The sequence below is a fragment of the Kutzneria buriramensis genome (assembly GCF_003387475.1).
Classification (GTDB): domain Bacteria; phylum Actinomycetota; class Actinomycetes; order Mycobacteriales; family Pseudonocardiaceae; genus Kutzneria; species Kutzneria buriramensis.
The window spans coordinates 200,912-215,202 of sequence record NZ_QUNO01000015.1 but is presented as its reverse complement, the minus strand read 5'-3'; the positions used below and the strand labels follow the sequence as shown (position 1 = coordinate 215,202).

Here is a 14,291-nt window from a genome sequence, read left to right as displayed (position 1 = left end):
ATGCCCGAGTTCGACACCGTTGTCGTAGGCAGCGGGGCAGCCGGCATGACCGCCGCGCTGACCGCGGCCGCGCGCGGCCTGAGCGCCGTCGTGCTGGAGAAGGCCGACCGGTTCGGCGGCTCGACCGCCCGCTCCGGCGGCGGCATCTGGATCCCCAACAACGAGGTGATCGCCCGCGACGGCGTGCGCGACAACGCCGACGACGCCCGCGCCTACCTGGCGTCGATCGTCGCCGGCCGCTCGTCCGCCGAACGGCAGCGCGCCTACCTCGACCACGGGCCGGCGATGCTGTCGTTCGTGCTGGCCAACACCCCGCTGCGGCTGCGCTGGGTGACCGGGTACAGCGACTACTACCCCGAACGCCCGGGCGGGCGGCCGCGCGGGCGTTCCGTCGAGCCGCGCCCGTTCGACGGGAACCGGCTCGGCGAGGACCTCCGGCTGCTGGAGAAGCCGTACCTGCCGAGCCCGCTGCCGATCACCCAGGCCGACTACAAATGGCTGACGCTGATCGCCCGCAACGTGCGCGGGCCCGTCCGCGCGGCCCGGGTCGGTGCGCGCGGGATGATCGGACGCCTGCGCGGGCAGCGGCTGTTGACCATGGGGCAAGCGCTTGCGGCCGGGCTGTGGGTGGGGCTCCGGCAGGCCGGCGTGACCGTGGAGCTCGGCACGCCGATGGTGTCGCTGCTGACGGAGGACGACCGGGTCGTCGGCGTCGTCACGCCGTCGGGCACCTACCGCGCGCGCTACGGGGTGCTGCTGGCCAGCGGTGGCTTCGAGAACAACGCTGCCATGCGGTCGAAGTGGCAGGACATCGGTACGGAGTGGACGGTCGGCGCGGCGGCCAACGAGGGCGACGGCATCCTGGCCGGGCAGGAGCTCGGCGCGGACGTCGACCTGATGGACGACGCCTGGTGGGGGCCGTCGATCCCGCTCAACCGCGGGCCGTACTTCTGCCTGTCGGAACGCACATTGCCCGGCTGCATCCTGGTCAACGGCGAGGGCGAGCGCTTCGTCAACGAGGCCGCGCCGTACGTGGACGCCGTGCATGCCATGCGGGACACCGGAAGCGTGCCGGCCTGGCTGATCTCCGACCAGCGCTACCGCGACCGCTACGTCTTCGCCGGCATCCCGCCCCGGCGGCCCCTGCCGGGCCGCTGGTACAAGCACGGGGCCGTGTACAAGGCGGAGTCGTTGGCGGAGCTGGCAGCCGCGATCGGCATGCCGCCGGCGGCCCTGCGCGACACCGTCGCCACCTTCAACGGCTACGCCCGAACCGGCAAGGACCTGGACTTCGGCCGCGGCGACAGCGCGTACGACCACTACTACGGGGATCCGCGCGTCCGCCCCAATCCCAGCCTCGCCGAGCTGGTCAAGCCGCCGTTCTACGCGGTCCGGATCGTGCCCGGCGACCTCGGCACCAAGGGCGGCCTGTGCACCGATGTCTCCGGACGGGTGCTGCGACCGGACGGTTCCGTGATCCACGGCCTGTACGCCGCCGGCAACGCCAGCGCGTCCGTGATGGGTCACACCTACGCCGGCCCCGGCGCTACCATCGGTCCGGCCATGACCTTCGGTTACCTTGCGGCGCTTGCCATGTCCGCGGTGAAGGAGCAGCCCGGTGTCCATTGATCCCGAGATCGCCGTCGGCGCGTCGCTGGGCAGCCGCGAGTTCGAGTGGTCGGCGTCGGACGTCATCCTCTACCACCTCGCCCTAGGGGCGACTGAATTGAAGTACGCCTTCGAGCCGCAGCTGACAGTGCTGCCGACGTTCGGCATCGTCGCACCGACGTTCCACGCCAGCGAGCCGCCGGCCGTGGTGTTCCCCGGCATCGACATCGACCTCAAGGACACCCTCCACGGTTCGCAGCAGATCACCGCCCACCGCCCGCTGCCGGTGAACGGCAAGGCGCGCATCACCGGCCGGATCGCCGACGTCTACGACAAGGGCTCCGCCGCCGTGATCGTCACCGAGTACGACGTCGACGACCTCGACGGCACTCCCCTCTACACCACGCGTTCCGAGATCTTCGCCCGCGGCCACGGCGGTTTCGGCGGCCAGCGCGGACCGTCGGCTCGGAGCACGCCTCTGGAGGGGTCACCCGACGCCGTGCTCGTCACGGAAACCCTGCCGCAGCAGGCGTTGTGGTACCAGCTCTGCGGCGACCGCAATCCCCTGCACGTCGACCCGGCCTTCGCCGAGCGCGCCGGCTTCCCCCGGCCCATCCTGCACGGCCTGTGCACGTACGGGATGGTGTACCGGTCCATTGTGGACCATCTCGGCTCGACGGTGCCCTCCTACCAGGCCCGGTTCGCCGGGGTGGTGTTCCCCGGCGACACGTTGCACACCAAGCTGTGGGGTGAGCGGTTCGAGACGTACGTGGATGATCGGTTGGTGCTCACCGGAAGCGTGGGATCAGCAGCGGCGCCAGCGTGATCAGGCCCAGGGCGATCGGCAGCATTCCGCTCAGCCCGTTGAGGAAATGGTCGACGCTGGAGTTGCTGCCACTGTTCGAGGCGACAATGAGCGTGGTTGCCGCGACCGCGGCCATCGCCACGGCACGGACCCGGTCAAGAGGCCGCCCGAAGAACTCCACGACGGCCGCGACCAGCCAGAACAGCACAGCCGGGGCGAACATGTGCACGCTGAAGACCCAGATCCCGGCCAGGAGGCCCAGGCCGCACAGCCCCCACACGCAACGCCGCCGAATGGCGCCGATGTCGGTCCGGAACGACTCGATCAGGCGGAGCACCGCGTAGGCCAGGATCCCGTAGCCGAACCACGAATTGGTCGGCGCGGTGCCGCCGACCACGGTGAATCCCAGCACGAGGCCGACGATCGCGTAGAGGACCGCCACCGGCGCCTGCCCCGGCCACAGCTGCCCCGTGAACCGGCCCGGATCCGGCGGTTCCGTCACCGGTTCCCGGCTCGGCCGGCGGGGCGGAGGAGTCGGGGTCGGCGCGGATCGCGGCGCTGACACCCTGCTGGCGACCACCGGGATCGTGAGGTCTCCGGCGATGCTCGTCAGCCGGATCTCGCCGCGCAGCGCGACTCCGGGCGGCACCGACACCTCCAGGCCGTCCGGCACCGGCCGGACCTGGATCCGCGGATCGGTGATCTTCCAGGACCCGGACCGGGTGATCGGCGGGCCGTCCAGCCGGACCAGGCAGGTCGGGGTCTGCTCGGTCAACTCGATCATCCTGGTCGACGGGACCAGCACCAGTTCCCGCAACGCCGCCCGGGCCGGCTCGGACACCTGCGGCAGGTCGCCGCCGGCGATCCGCTCCAGCTCCCGCCGAGCCACCGCGGCCAGCTGGACGTCTTTGCCCAGCAACAGTTCCCGCAGCCCGCTGACCGCCCCGAGGCGGGTGAAGACGTTCGGCTCCGCGAGTGCGGCGAGCAGTTCGTCGGGCAGTCGGCGGCGTCGTCGGCTGCGGGCCAGGAACAGGTCGCCGGACATCTCGACGTTCTTGGTCGGTGTCTGCGCCGGATTGCGTTCGCGGACCCGGTCGAAGACGTAGTCGTACAGCTCGTCCAGCGAGATCAGGCCGTCGCCGTCGAGGTCCGCCTCGCCGGTTCTCAGACCCTCCACCAGCGCCGACGTGAACACCGACGGCGTCGGGGAGTTGTCGTCGGCGAGCTCGTCGCCCTCGAACGCGTACTCCATCGCGCTGGACGCCGTGATCACGGCCCGCCCGCGACCGACCGGAAAGCTGTCCATGACTGGGATGTCGCCGGCCGCGCGCACCCGCACACCCTTGGCGAACGCGCCGCCGTAACAGCAGTCCAGCAGCACAACGATCGACCTGGACCGGCTCATCCGCAGGCAGTGCTGAACGAAATCGGCCGAGATCGCCGTCGACGCCAGGCGCTGCGGACGAGTGTCGCGCGCAGTGAAATACAGGTCGCCGGACTCGCTCTTCAAGCCGTGGCAAGACAAGTGCAGCAACAACAAGTCACTTGGCTGCCGATCGGCGAAGAAGTCCTCGACACGGGACCGAACCTCGTGCGCGCTGCCGTCCCGCAGCACGTCGACGGCGAAACCGCCGATCCCCGGATCTTGCAACACGCCGGCCAGGGCGGTCGCGTCGGCCGCCGCGGAGCGGAGATCGCGCAGGCCGTCGTGCTCGTACGCACCGGTGGCGATGATCAGTGCGTCCCGCCGATCGGCCATGGCCGCGTCCTCCAGTTCGGGGCATCCGAACAGGAATCGACCGAACCGCCCGGAACGTTAGCCCGCCGCGACCAGGACGGCGAGGTCCGCCGGCAGCATGTCCTTCGCGTGCGCGGGGCGCGGCGCGAGTGGCAGCCGGCGCAGCGCGACCGGCACCGACTCGAGGCCGAGCCGCACCGCGACGGCGATGCGGTGGTTGCCGTCGAGGGTGGCGAACTCCTCGTTGAAGGCCAGGTCGAGCGGCGTCAGGATGCCGTTACGACCGATGTCGACGGTCAGTTCGTCCAGGTGCCGCGGCGTGTCGACGACCCATGCCGGGGCGCCGATGAACTCGCGGTCGACGGCCCGGTAGCGCACGACCAGGGCGGTCGGCAGTTCGATCATCAACGGTCCCTGGTCAGCACGAGACCGCTGGTCGGGACGCCGGTGCCGGCGGTGACGACCACGTTCTCCACGCCCCGGACCTGGTTGACCGAGTTGCCCCGGATCTGGCGGACAGCCTCCGCGATGCCGTTCATGCCGTGAATATAGGCCTCGCCGAGCTGGCCGCCATGCGGATTCAGCGGCAGCGTGCCGGTGAGCCCGATCCGGCCGTCGGCGATGAACTCCTTGGCCTCGCCACGGCCGCAGAAACCGAGTTCCTCCAGCTGGATCAGCACGTAGGGGGTGAAGTGGTCGTAGAGCACGGCGACGTCGATCTCGTCGGGACCGAAGCCGGCCTGCCGCCACAGCTGCCGGCCGACGAGTCCCATCTCGGGCAGCCGGCTCATCTCGTCCCGGAAGTAGCTGGTCATCACGTACTGGTCGGCGGAGCTGCCCTGCGCCGCGCCGGCGATGACCGCCGCCGGCTGAGCGAGATCACGGGCCCTGGCCAAGCTGGTCACGACGATCGCCACCGCGCCGTCGCTCTCCTGGCAGCAGTCGAGCAGGTGCAGCGGCTCGGTGATCCACCGGCTGGCCTGATGCTCCTCCAGGGTGATCGGCCGCCGGTGGAACCACGCCTTGGGGTTGGTGGCGGCGTGATCGCGCATGGTCACGGCCACGCGGCCGAAATCCTCGCTGGTGGCGCCGAATTCGTGCATGTACCGCCGGGCGACCATGGCGACGGTCGACGCGGGGGTGCCGAGGCCCATCGGATAGGACCAGCTGTTGTCCACCCCGGACGAAGTCGGATTCGTGGCCGCGGCCGAGGAGAACTGGCCGAAGCGGTGGCCCGAACGCTCGTTGAAGGCCCGGTAGCAGACGACGACCTCGGCGATGCCGGTCTCGACGGCCATGGCGGCGTGCTGAACGGTCGCGCAGGCCGCGCCGCCGCCGTAGTTGATGCGGCTGAAGAAAGTCAGCTCCGGCACGCCGAGCTCCCGCGCCACGGCGATCTCGGCGTTGCTGTCCATGGTGAACGACACGAGCCCGTCCACATCGGACGGTTTGAGGCCGGCCTCGGCCAGCGCCGCCGACACGGCCTCCACTGCGAGCCGGAGCTCGCTGCGGCCGGACTCCTTGGAGAACTCGGTCGCGCCGATGCCGACCAGCGCCGCGCTCATGGCAGCACCACCCGGACCGTGCCGGTGACGTGGTTGCCGATGCTGTTCCGGCCGACCACTTCGACTGTCGCCTCGGATCCCTCCTGCTCGGTGACATGGCCGCTGAAGGTCAGCGTCTCGCCGGCGTAGCACGGGACCCCGAGCTTGATGGCGACGCTGCGCACGAATGCGTCCGGGCCGGCCCAGTCGGTGACGAACCGCTGCACCAAGCCGGTGGTGGTGAGGATGTTGAGGAAGATGTCCTTGGAGCCGCGCTGCACGGCCTTGTCCCGGTCGTGGTGCACGTCCTGGAAGTCCCGCGTCGCCAGGGCGGTGCTGATCACGAACGTAGGCGTGACGTCGAGGACGAGCTCGGGCAGCTGCGTCGTCATCGGACCTCCCAGGCCGGCAGGGTGAACTCGCCGGACGGCACGAACCGCACCCGCACCGGCATCCCGATCTTGACCTGCTCGGGGTCGACGTCCAGCAGCTCGCCGAGCATGCGCACGCCCTCCTCCAGCTCCACCAGGGCGATCACGAACGGAGTGCGCTTTCCCGGCACCTGCGGATGATGGTGCACGACGTAGCTGTACACCTCGCCCAGTCCACCTGAGACGATGAACGTGGGGTCCAAGGCGTTGCAGCGCGGGCACATCGGTCCGGGTGGGTGCCGCAGAGCACCGCACGCGGCGCACTTCTGGATCCGGAGCTCGCCGATTTTCGTCCCGACCCAGAAGAACTCGGTGTCCTTGCTGACCATCGGCGTGACGGCGGCCCTGGCGACGGGCTTCGGCCTGAACTTCAGGATCCGGAACATCATCTCGGCCACGGGCTCGTCGCCGACGCGCCAGATGCTGCGGGTGGTGACGAACCACCCCTCGCCCAGCGCCGTCTGCTTCGGGCCGACGACCTCCTCCAGCCGGCTGGTCACCGCGACCCGCTCGCCCGGCTTGAGGTGCCGGTGATAGGTCTGCTCGCTGTTGGTCGCCACCACCGAGGTGTACCCCTCGGCGTCGAGCACCTCGCTCATCCGCCCCAGCGGATCGTCGTCGGGGTTGGGGTGCAGGCCGCGCATGGTCCACACCTGCACCATCGCCGGCGGCGCGACGGCCGGATACGCGGGGTTGTCGTCCCCCAACGCCTCCGTCCAGTTGTTGATCATCGCCTCGTTCACGGGATCGCGGGCGACGCGCGGGGTGCACTCGCCCTGCGCGGCCATCTCCCGGGCCACGGCGCTGATTCCCTTGGGGGCGGTCATCGCGGCACCCGCGGCAGGCCGAGCCCGGCGGTGGCGATCAGTTCCCGCTGCACCTCGTCCACGCCTCCTCCGAAGGTCAGCACCAGGTTCCGCTTGGCCTGCACGTCCAGCCAGCGCACCAGCTCCGCGGTGTCCTTGTCGGCCGGGTCGCCGTGGCGGCCGACGATCTCCTCCAGCTCGGCGGTGATCGTCTGGGTGCGGCCGGACGCGAACACCTTCGTCGCCGACGCGTCGGCGATCCGGTCCAGGCCGGTCGACTCGGAGCCGGCGACCTGCCAGTTCAGCAGCTCGTTGACGCGGACCACGGCCCGCACCCGGGCGAGTGTGGTGGCAACGTCCACATGGGACAGCAGGTCGTGTTTGGCCGCCCACTCGTGCACGTGGTCGTGCAGGGCGGCCATCCGGCCGGCGGGGCCGAGCATGACTCGCTCGTGGTTGAGCTGCGTGGTGATCAGCCGCCAGCCGGCGTGCTCCTCGCCGACCAAACGGGTCACCGGCACCCGGACATCGTTGTAGTAGCTGGCGTTCACGTGGTGCGCGCCGTCGCAGGTGATGATCGGCGTCCACGAGAAGCCGGGGTCGGCGGTGTCCACGATCAGGATGGAGATGCCCTTGTGCTTGGGCGCCTCGGGATCGGTGCGACAGGCCAGCCAGACGAAGTCGGCGTCGTGCGCGCCGGTGGTAAAGATCTTCTGCCCGTTGACGACGTAGTGGTCGCCGTCGCGGACCGCCTTGGTACGCAACGAGGCCAGGTCGGTGCCGGCGCCGGGCTCGGTGTAGCCGATGGCGAAATGCAGTTCGCCGGCGAGGATCCGGGGCAGGAAGTAGGACTTCTGCTCGTCGGTGCCGAACGCCTGCAGCGTCGGGCCGACGGTCTGCAATGTCACGTACGGCAGCGGGACATCCGCCCGCGCGGCCTCGTTGACGAAGATCTGCTGCTCTATCTCGCCGAAGCCGCGGCCGCCGTACTCGACGGGCCAGCCGACGCCGAGCCAGCCGTCGCGGCCCATCCGCCGCACGACGTCCCGGTACACCTCGCCGTGCCGGACCGTCAGCATCACCTCGCGCTCGGCCGGCGTCAGCACGCCGGAGAAGTAGGCGCGCAGCTCGTCGCGGAGTTTCCGCTGCTCGGCGGTCAGTTCGATATGCACAGCGCCTCCAGCCGGTGCCGGGCGCCGCCGATCGAGCGCACCAGGTCCTTGGCGAGCGAGTAGTAGCGGTGCAGCGGGTAGGTGACGTCCAGGCCGAGGCCTCCGTGCAGATGGTGGCAGGTCCTGATGGCCGGCAACAGCTCCTCGGCGACCCAGTGCGCGGCGATGTCCACATCGGACTCGAGGCCCTCGGCGAGCTGCCAGCACGCGGACCAGGTGGCCAGGTGCAGGGTTCGCGCCGAGATGTAGACGTCGGCGATCTGCTGCGCGACGGCCTGGAACGTCGCCAGCGGGCGGCCGAACTGCTCCCGGGTGGCGACGTGCTTGCGGGTCAGCTCCAGCGCGGCGGCGAGCAGGCCGTCGGCGGTCGCGCAGGCGCCGGCGAGGGCGAGTTTGTGCAGGTCGGCCAGCCCGTCGAAGGTCCGCTCGTACGGCACGTCGACCAGGTGCAGGCTGAATTCGGGGCTGCCGCTGGAAGTGGGGGCGGGGTTTAGCGTGACGCCGGGTGAGGCCGGGTCGACGAGTGCGACGGCGGCACCCTCGTCGGTGGTCACCGGCACGAGGATCCGGTACGCCCCTTCGGCTTCCGGCACCCCGATCTTCACCCCGTTGATCACGCCGCCACGGGCCGTGGCGCGCGGCCGCGCCGTCATCGGGTCGGACGGTTCGTGCAGGGCGGCCGTGACACGGCTGCCCGCCGGCACCTCGATGCCGTGCCGGGCCAGCGGCAGCACGCCCAGCGCGAGCCCGGGCAGCGGCACGGCGGCACGGCCGGCCTCGGCCAGCACCACCATCGCGCTCAGCACGTCCATCTCGGGAGTGACCAGGGTCTCCCAGGCCGCGCCGGCCGCGTCCCGGAACACGTCGGCGGCTACCTCGCGCAGGGTGACCCGCGTGTCGTCGAGTGTGAAGTCCACCCACACCCCCTCAACTGGAACGTGTTCTAGTTCTAGCGCAGTGTCAGGCCCGCGGCAAGCCCAGCAGCCGCTCCCCGGCCAGTGTGAGCAGCACCTGCTCGGTGCCGCCGGCGATGCTCAGGCAGCGGGTCAGCAGGAACTCGTGGCTGTGCTCGCCGGCGATCGCGCCGAGCGGGCCGTCCAGGTCCAACGCCGTCTCCGCGACTCGTTGCCGGTGCCGCACGCCGACCAGTTTGCGCACGCTGGAGGCGGCGCCGGGGTCGAGGTCGGCCAGCCGCTGGAGGGTGGCCCGCAGGTCGAGCAGGGACACCGCCAGCCCGTCGGCGACCAGCGCGCCGATCCGCTCGTCGGGCTCGGCCGAGGCCAGAACACGTTCCACTTCCTCGCCGATGGACGAGCCGCGGCTCATCGCCACCCGCTCGTTGGCCAGGGTGGTCCGAGCGAGCTTCCAGCCTCCGTCGACCGGGCCGACGACGTGCGAGTCCGGCACGAAGACGCCGTCCAGGAAGACCTCGTTGAACACGGCGTCGCCGGTGATCTCGCGCAGCGGCCGGATGTCGATGCCGGGGGTGCGCATGTCCACCAGGAAGTACGTGATGCCACGGTGTTTGGGCACGTCAGGGTTGGTGCGGGCGAGGCAGATCGCCCAGTCCGCCTCGCGGGCCACCGACGTCCACACCTTCTGGCCGGTGATCCGCCAGCCGCCCTCGACGCGTTCCGCCCTCGTCCGCAGCGAGGCCAGGTCGGAGCCGGCGCCGGGCTCGCTGAACAGCTGGCACCAGGCGATCTCGCCGCGCAGGGTCGGCAGCGCGAACTGCTCGCGCTGGGCGTCGCTGCCGTGCGCGAGGATCGTCGGCACCGCCCACCAGCCGATCACCAGGTCGGGTCGTTTCACGCCGGCCGCGTCGAGCTCCTCGTCGATGATCAGTTGCTCGGTCGGGGTGGCGTCGAGGCCGTAGGGACGGGGCCAGTGCGGGGCGAGAAAACCGCTGTCGGCCAGCTGTCTGCGCTGGTCATCGGCCTGGGCGATGGCCTGGGCCCGAGCCCTGATCGACGTGCGGTCAGCGTCGATGGGCAGGGTGAGCGTGCGGCGTCGACCGGCCTTGGCGAGTTCGGCGACGCGGCGGCGCCAGTGGGCGGTGCCGCCGAGGAGTTGGCGCGTGGAGACGGCGCGGCGCAGGTAGCGGTGGGCGTCGTGTTCCCAGGTGAAGCCGATGCCGCCGAGAACCTGGATGCAGTCCTTGGCATTCTCGACGGCGGCGTCGAGGGCGATCGCCGCGGCCGTGGCGGCGGCCAGCGGGAACTCGTCGGGCTCCTGGTCGTAGGCACGGGCAGCGTCCCAGGCGACGGCGGCGGCACGCTCCGACCGGCACAGCATCTCGACGCACAGGTGCTTGACCGCCTGGAAGGCGCCGATGGGTTGGCCGAACTGGGTGCGGATCTTGGCGTACGCGACGGCCGTGCGCAGGCACCAGTCGGCGATGCCGGCGGCCTCGGCCGCGGCCAGCGCGGCGAGGATGTCCTCGACCGGCAGTGGTCCCAGTCGCTGATCGTCGCCGATCGTGCCCGGCGCCGGGAAACCGATGGGGCGCCCCAGGTCCACCGGGTCGGCGGGGGTGATCTCGACATCCTGCCGCAGCGCCCAGTCGTCACCGATCTTGACCAGCAGGTTTCCGGATTCTCCACTGGCAACGGGTCCACAGTGGACACCGACGGCGGCGGTGCCGTTGGCGATGGCCGGCAGCAGCTTGGCGGCCAGCGGGTGGTCGGGGACTCTGGCCAGGACGAGGCCCGCGGCGAGGGTGGTGAGCACGGGGCCGGGGGCGAGCAGCTCGGCCGCCGCCTCGACGGCCACGGCCAGGTCGGCGACCGGGTTGGCCAGGCCGCCGACGGATTCCGGCAGGGCCAGCCCGAACAGGCCGAGTCCGGCCAGGTCGTCCCAGGCCGGACCGGCCTCGAGCACGGCGTCGCGGAGTTGTCGCCCAGCGCTGTCGATGACCATCGCCATCGGCCGATAATAGAACGTGTTTCAGTTACGTGGACTGCTCCGGGCGGGCGACGGGCGTCCGGGTGACCGCCCCGGACCGGCCGCCCATCGTGTGACCTGGCACTAACGTGAAAATGAAACACGTTCCGATCGTGTAAGTTGTGGGCGACAACGAGCACAGCAGGGGGCCTTGATGGCTGCGACGCCACGCCAGATCGCCGAGGAGGAACTCGGCTCGTCGGCCCAGCGGGACCGGCGGCGGCGGATCATCGACGCCACGATCGCGCTGGCCTCCAAGGGCGGCTTCGAGGCCGTCCAGATGCGGGCCGTCGCCGAGCGGGCGGACGTCGCCCTCGGCACGCTCTACCGGTATTTCCCGTCCAAGATCCACCTGTTGGTGTCCGGGCTGGGGGCACAGCTGGAGCGGGCGCTCGACCGCATGCGGCGGGCGCCGATCCCCGGCGACACGCGCGGCGACCGGATGCTGTACGTGCTGAGCCGGATCACCCGGGGCATGCAGCGCGACCCGCACCTGACCGAGGCGATGACGCGGGCGTTCATGTTCGCGGACACGTCAGCCGCCGCCGAGGTGGACCTCGTGGCCCGGCAGATCGAGGAGCTGTTCACCCTCGCGCTGGGCAAGGAGGAGCCGTCCGAGGAGGACAAGGCGGTCGCACGGGTGATCGGCGACGTGTGGCTATCCAACCTGGTGGCGTGGGTGACCCGCCGGGCGTCGGCCACCGATGTGACCAACCGGCTGGAGTTGACGGTCCGGCTGCTGATGCGGGACTAGCCTCGACGGGGTGACGCGCACGCTGCTCCGCTCCGCCGCCTATCTCGACGTCGCCGCCGGCGAGATCGTCCACGACGACGTGCTGATCGACGGGGACGTGATCGGCTCCGGCGCCGAGGCCGACGAGACCGTCGACTGCCGGGGAATGCTGCTGGTCCCCGGCTTCATCGACTGCCACACGCATGTCGCGCTGACCGAGGTGCTGTCCGCCAACTGGCTGGACTTGCCGCGCTCGGCCCGGGCGCTGTCGGCGGTTCCGGTGCTGCGCACGCTGCTGAGCCTCGGCGTCACCACCGTGCGCGACGCGTGGGGCGCGGACGCCGGGCTGCGGCTGGCGGTCGAGCGTGGCTGGATCGACGGGCCGCAGCTGCTGATCTCGCTGCGCCAGGTCTGCACGACCGGCGGCATCGGCGACCACTACTCCGTGGCCAGCGGCCCGGTCGGCGGCTACGCCGAGCCGTCCATGCCCGACCCGGTGTTCGACGGGGCCGACGGCGCGCGGGCGGCGGTGCGCCGCATGGTGCGGGCCGGCGCGGACTGGATCAAGGCCGCGATCACCGGGTCCATCGCCGCCGGCACCGGCGTGCACGACGTCCAGTTCACCCCGGACGAAATGCGCGCCCTCGTGGAGGAAGCCGCCGCCCGCGGCCGGGACGTCATGGTGCACGCCCACGGCGCTCGCGGCGCGGAACTCGCCGCCAGCTGCGGCGCCCGGAGCATCGAACACGGCGTGTACCTGGACGAGCAGGCCGTCGAAGCCATGGCTGTCAACGGAACCTTCTACGTGCCAACGCTTTCGTGCAGCAAGATCCCCGAGCACCGGCGGTCGGTGCGGCTGGCCGTCGATGCCGGCGTGCCGATCGCCATGGGCACCGACAATCCCGTCACACCCCATTCCACCGTCCTGGACGAGATCTCGCTGCTGGCCGAGGTCGGTCTCGGCGCCGTCGGCGCGCTGCGGGCGGCCACCATCAACGCCGCGCAGCTGCTGCGCCTGCCCGACCGCGGCGAGATCGCCGTCGGCAAGCGCGCCGACCTCGTCCTGCTCGACGGCGACGACCTCGACGTCTCTCACCTCGCCGACCGGGTCAAGGCCGTGTGGCACAACGGAAAGAGGTACCGCTGACGATGGCGACGATCAAGGACATAGTCCTCGACTGCCGGCATCCCGCCTCGCTGGCCCGGTTCTGGGCCGCGGCGCTCGACGGCCACAGCGTCGCCCCGTACGACGAGGCCGAGCTGGAGCGCCTGCGCGCCAAGGGTATTGACGACCCGGAGGACGATCCGACCGTCCTGCTCAACGGCACGCCCCGCATCTGGTTCCAGCAGGTGCCGGAGGCCAAGGCCGTCAAGAACCGCATGCACCTCGACCTCAACGCCGACGACCCCGAGCGGGAGCTGGTTCGCCTGACCGGACTCGGCGCGACCGTCATCGAGCGCCTCGAACACTGGGTCCAGCTCGCCGATCCCGAGGGCAACGAGTTCTGCCTCATGACCGGCTGAAGAACCGCCACATGGTGTGCGTCGCGCCCGGTGCCCACCGATGTCCCATGCCCGCAACGGAAATCAGCTCCACCCGCAGGCCATCCGGGCACGACGCCACCGATGTCGTAGACGTGCCGGCCGTGGACACTGTCGGCGGCGGACACTTGTCCACCGCGCGCCACTGGGCATCCAGCGCCGGCGCAGACGGGCCGTCGATGCTCGCGACACCGTCGCCGACGCCGCCGTCGTAGGGGACGTTGTGGTCCGCGGTGCCGTGAATGTGTATCACCGACAACGGTTTCGGCGACGGGCAGTCCCCCAGCTGCGTCGCCGACCCGGGGCCGATCGCCGCGAAAATCGTTGTGTGGCAGGCCAGTGTGTACGCCATGATCCCGCCGTTGCTCATTCCGCTGGCGTACACCTTGTGCGGATCCACCGGTGCCGTACGGGAAATCGCCGTCACCATCGCCGTGATGAACCCGACGTCGTCCACCCCGTCGCGCGCCGGCACGCCGCAGCACCCGCCGCCCGTGTTCCACGCCCGATCCACGCCGTCCGGGTAGGCGACCAGGAAGTGCCCGGCGTCCGCCTCCGCGTCCCAGCCGTACGTCTTCTCCGCCTGCTCCCCGGTGCCGAAACCGCCGTGCAGGAACACCACCAGCGGCGCCGGATCCGCCAGATCCGCCGGCCGGTACAGGTGGTACGTCCGGTCTCCGATCGAGTACTGCGTGGAGCCGGACGGCTGCTGACACGCCGTCAGCAGGCAGGACATCAGCACAACCACCATCAGCCGGATCACCATGCCCGGTAGTACAGCGAGTCAACGTCAACGGCAGCCCCGGAGCAATGTTCGGGAACGGTAAATCACCCGAAGAGCGCGGTCAGTTCCCGTACGAGGTCGTCCGGGCGTTCCTCGGCGAGGCGGCGCCCCGCGCCTGCGGGTTCTGGTGAAAGCCGACCCCGATCCACGCCGCCTCGTCGCCGCCGTGGATGCCGAGCTGATGT

General features: G+C 70.8%; 14 protein-coding genes. 5 read left to right on the top strand and 9 right to left on the bottom strand.

What is annotated here, in order from left to right; translation table 11 throughout:
• A complete protein-coding gene (gene kstD, locus BCF44_RS37950; protein WP_211353400.1) occupies window positions 1-1,629 on the top strand; it encodes a 3-oxosteroid 1-dehydrogenase in 1,629 nt (542 codons plus the stop codon).
• Entirely contained in the window at window positions 1,619-2,434 is an 816-nt protein-coding gene (locus tag BCF44_RS37945) for a MaoC/PaaZ C-terminal domain-containing protein (RefSeq protein ID WP_116179316.1), read from the top strand. The genes kstD and BCF44_RS37945 overlap by 11 nt, the downstream gene beginning before the upstream one ends.
• Here BCF44_RS37945 and BCF44_RS37940 read toward each other — a convergent pair.
• From BCF44_RS37940 to BCF44_RS37905, 8 genes are read right to left on the bottom strand one after another with little or no spacing between them, the layout of a single operon-like run.
• On the bottom strand, window positions 2,397-4,172 hold the full coding sequence (locus tag BCF44_RS37940) for a caspase family protein (RefSeq protein ID WP_116179315.1): 1,776 nt from the start codon (window positions 4,170-4,172) through the stop codon (window positions 2,397-2,399). The genes BCF44_RS37945 and BCF44_RS37940 overlap by 38 nt on opposite strands.
• Before the next feature lie 57 nt (window positions 4,173-4,229).
• The gene (locus BCF44_RS37935) at window positions 4,230-4,556 is read right to left on the bottom strand and encodes a ParB N-terminal domain-containing protein (RefSeq protein ID WP_116179314.1); all 327 of its coding nucleotides are present in this window, start codon (window positions 4,554-4,556) and stop codon (window positions 4,230-4,232) included.
• Window positions 4,556-5,716 carry a lipid-transfer protein gene (locus tag BCF44_RS37930; RefSeq protein ID WP_116179313.1) on the bottom strand — a complete coding sequence of 387 codons (1,161 nt, stop codon included), beginning with the start codon at window positions 5,714-5,716 and terminating at the stop codon, window positions 4,556-4,558. Before BCF44_RS37930 ends, BCF44_RS37935 begins: the two co-directional genes overlap by 1 nt.
• Window positions 5,713-6,087 (bottom strand): MaoC family dehydratase, encoded by a 375-nt coding sequence (locus tag BCF44_RS37925; RefSeq protein WP_116179312.1) that lies wholly within the window; start codon window positions 6,085-6,087, stop codon window positions 5,713-5,715. Before BCF44_RS37925 ends, BCF44_RS37930 begins: the two co-directional genes overlap by 4 nt.
• The gene (locus BCF44_RS37920; RefSeq protein WP_116179311.1) at window positions 6,084-6,953 is read right to left on the bottom strand and encodes a bifunctional MaoC family dehydratase N-terminal/OB-fold nucleic acid binding domain-containing protein; all 870 of its coding nucleotides are present in this window, start codon (window positions 6,951-6,953) and stop codon (window positions 6,084-6,086) included. Before BCF44_RS37920 ends, BCF44_RS37925 begins: the two co-directional genes overlap by 4 nt.
• Window positions 6,950-8,104, bottom strand: a complete 1,155-nt coding sequence (locus BCF44_RS37915; RefSeq protein ID WP_116179310.1) for an acyl-CoA dehydrogenase family protein — start codon at window positions 8,102-8,104, stop codon at window positions 6,950-6,952. The genes BCF44_RS37920 and BCF44_RS37915 overlap by 4 nt, the downstream gene beginning before the upstream one ends.
• Complete coding sequence (locus tag BCF44_RS37910; RefSeq protein ID WP_116179432.1) at window positions 8,089-9,021, bottom strand: acyl-CoA dehydrogenase family protein; 933 nt, start codon at window positions 9,019-9,021, stop codon at window positions 8,089-8,091. Before BCF44_RS37910 ends, BCF44_RS37915 begins: the two co-directional genes overlap by 16 nt.
• Before the next feature lie 43 nt (window positions 9,022-9,064).
• A complete protein-coding gene (locus tag BCF44_RS37905; protein WP_379798915.1) occupies window positions 9,065-11,029 on the bottom strand; it encodes an acyl-CoA dehydrogenase family protein in 1,965 nt (654 codons plus the stop codon).
• A 172-nt stretch (window positions 11,030-11,201) separates the two neighbouring features.
• Here BCF44_RS37905 and kstR point away from each other — a divergent pair, with 172 nt between their 5' ends.
• Genes kstR through BCF44_RS37890 form a run of 3 tightly spaced genes read left to right on the top strand, consistent with a single transcriptional unit; the run spans window position 11,202 to window position 13,304 of the window.
• Window positions 11,202-11,801: a cholesterol catabolism transcriptional regulator KstR gene (gene kstR, locus BCF44_RS37900; RefSeq protein ID WP_116179309.1), complete on the top strand. Its 600-nt coding sequence runs from the start codon at window positions 11,202-11,204 to the stop codon at window positions 11,799-11,801.
• A 10-nt stretch (window positions 11,802-11,811) separates the two neighbouring features.
• A complete protein-coding gene (locus tag BCF44_RS37895) occupies window positions 11,812-12,927 on the top strand; it encodes a metal-dependent hydrolase family protein (RefSeq protein ID WP_116179308.1) in 1,116 nt (371 codons plus the stop codon).
• Between the two features lie 2 nt (window positions 12,928-12,929).
• Window positions 12,930-13,304, top strand: a complete 375-nt coding sequence (locus tag BCF44_RS37890) for a VOC family protein (RefSeq protein ID WP_116179307.1) — start codon at window positions 12,930-12,932, stop codon at window positions 13,302-13,304.
• Here BCF44_RS37890 and BCF44_RS37885 read toward each other — a convergent pair.
• Window positions 13,291-14,088 (bottom strand): extracellular catalytic domain type 1 short-chain-length polyhydroxyalkanoate depolymerase, encoded by a 798-nt coding sequence (locus BCF44_RS37885; RefSeq protein WP_116179306.1) that lies wholly within the window; start codon window positions 14,086-14,088, stop codon window positions 13,291-13,293. The two genes, BCF44_RS37890 and BCF44_RS37885, sit on opposite strands and share 14 nt — an antisense overlap.
• Window positions 14,089-14,291: the final 203 nt, after the last annotated feature.

Coding starts and splice junctions, on each gene's coding strand:
- BCF44_RS37905 (WP_379798915.1), bottom strand. CDS start 11,029: ATGGCGATGGTCATCGACAGCGCTGGGCGACAACTCCGCGACGCCGTG.
- BCF44_RS37940 (WP_116179315.1), bottom strand. CDS start 4,172: ATGGCCGATCGGCGGGACGCACTGATCATCGCCACCGGTGCGTACGAG.
- kstR (WP_116179309.1), top strand. CDS start 11,202: ATGGCTGCGACGCCACGCCAGATCGCCGAGGAGGAACTCGGCTCGTCG.
- BCF44_RS37920 (WP_116179311.1), bottom strand. CDS start 6,953: ATGACCGCCCCCAAGGGAATCAGCGCCGTGGCCCGGGAGATGGCCGCG.
- BCF44_RS37930 (WP_116179313.1), bottom strand. CDS start 5,716: ATGAGCGCGGCGCTGGTCGGCATCGGCGCGACCGAGTTCTCCAAGGAG.
- BCF44_RS37925 (WP_116179312.1), bottom strand. CDS start 6,087: ATGACGACGCAGCTGCCCGAGCTCGTCCTCGACGTCACGCCTACGTTC.
- BCF44_RS37890 (WP_116179307.1), top strand. CDS start 12,930: ATGGCGACGATCAAGGACATAGTCCTCGACTGCCGGCATCCCGCCTCG.
- BCF44_RS37885 (WP_116179306.1), bottom strand. CDS start 14,088: ATGGTGATCCGGCTGATGGTGGTTGTGCTGATGTCCTGCCTGCTGACG.
- kstD (WP_211353400.1), top strand. CDS start 1: ATGCCCGAGTTCGACACCGTTGTCGTAGGCAGCGGGGCAGCCGGCATG.
- BCF44_RS37935 (WP_116179314.1), bottom strand. CDS start 4,556: ATGATCGAACTGCCGACCGCCCTGGTCGTGCGCTACCGGGCCGTCGAC.